This is a genomic window from Endozoicomonas sp. SESOKO2 (assembly GCF_024606245.1).
Classification (GTDB): Bacteria; Pseudomonadota; Gammaproteobacteria; order Pseudomonadales; family Endozoicomonadaceae; genus Endozoicomonas_A.
On record NZ_JAHHPQ010000748.1, the window covers coordinates 1 to 1114 of the forward strand.

At 44.2% G+C, this 1114-nt stretch carries 1 protein-coding gene; it reads left to right on the forward strand.

The features are described 5' to 3' along the window. Nucleotides 1-411: 411 nt before the first annotated feature. A partial coding sequence (locus KDK17_RS17815; RefSeq protein WP_257254476.1) for a hypothetical protein occupies nt 412-1114 on the forward strand: 703 nt, incomplete at its 3' end.

Consider the following 1114-nt stretch of genomic DNA (forward strand, 5'->3'; position numbering starts at 1 on the left):
GATCAGAAAAAAAATATTGATGACTTTAATGCAGAATTGGAAAGATTGTATGCGGCATCCCCCAATATTTTGGAGGAGAAGGGCTCTCTGGAGAGTGGTAAATACCGTTGGAAAGCGATTCTGAGGCTACTTAAGCATCATTTTCCCGGGAAGCTGGAAGGAGGTGAAATGTCACACGTTTTACTTGAATATCCGAGGCTTGCGAGCCTGCCAGAAGATTTAATCAGAGTATTTGCCAGATATGCGATTCCGGAGCTTGTATTACCTGAAGGGGTGCCCAAACAGTCGTTAGTAGACAGCATTGTCAATGCTGCCAGACCGCCGTTAACTCTAAGGTATATGCAAGCTCGACTGGGCTACCCTCAGTGTCTTCAGCAGCTGGTTGGGTTATTTATAACCCAGCTGTCGTTAATGGCAGCAAGTCAATCTAAACAATTTATTTTTCAGGACCATGCGGGCCACGTCAGCATTGTTTCTATCCGGAAAAATACTGAAGGACTTTATCGTGTTTTTGTCGTTGATAGTTTAAGTGTTTTTAAGCGTTACTACGAAGATCAAGTTTATTCGCTCCTGGCACATTTTGTCACTTTAGCTTTAACACTGGCGTTAAGACATCATGGCTTCACTGATTCCCGGTTTTACTTCCTGCCTGAACGTCAGGGCAGTGGCTTTGGCTGTGAGTCATTCATGTTGCACGATCTGGAAACATTGTTGGAATTCCCCATGTTGGCTGGTAACGGATACTATGCGGACAAAGACCCCCTTACCAATGACAATATGGTGCAGTTTTTTTTGCACATAACCTACGGCTTGGATGATGAGCAACTTGGTCGATTGCGAGTCAATGGTGAGATTAAGTCTTTTGTGGGCACGTCAGATAAACCTGCACTTTATACAAATGACCTGAACACCCTTATTGTTACGGCAATCCAAACTTGGAATGTATTGGGGGTGGAACCTGGTTTGTTTAAATTTTATCAATTGCGTCGGTTTCCCCCGAGGTTTGCACATCTGACTCAGGGGCAACAGCGTCTAAATCGGTTGCTTGAAAAATTTCCCGAAGAACGACAAAAAGAGGTAGACAAGGTGGTCGATGAAACTCGGGGCTTGTTAT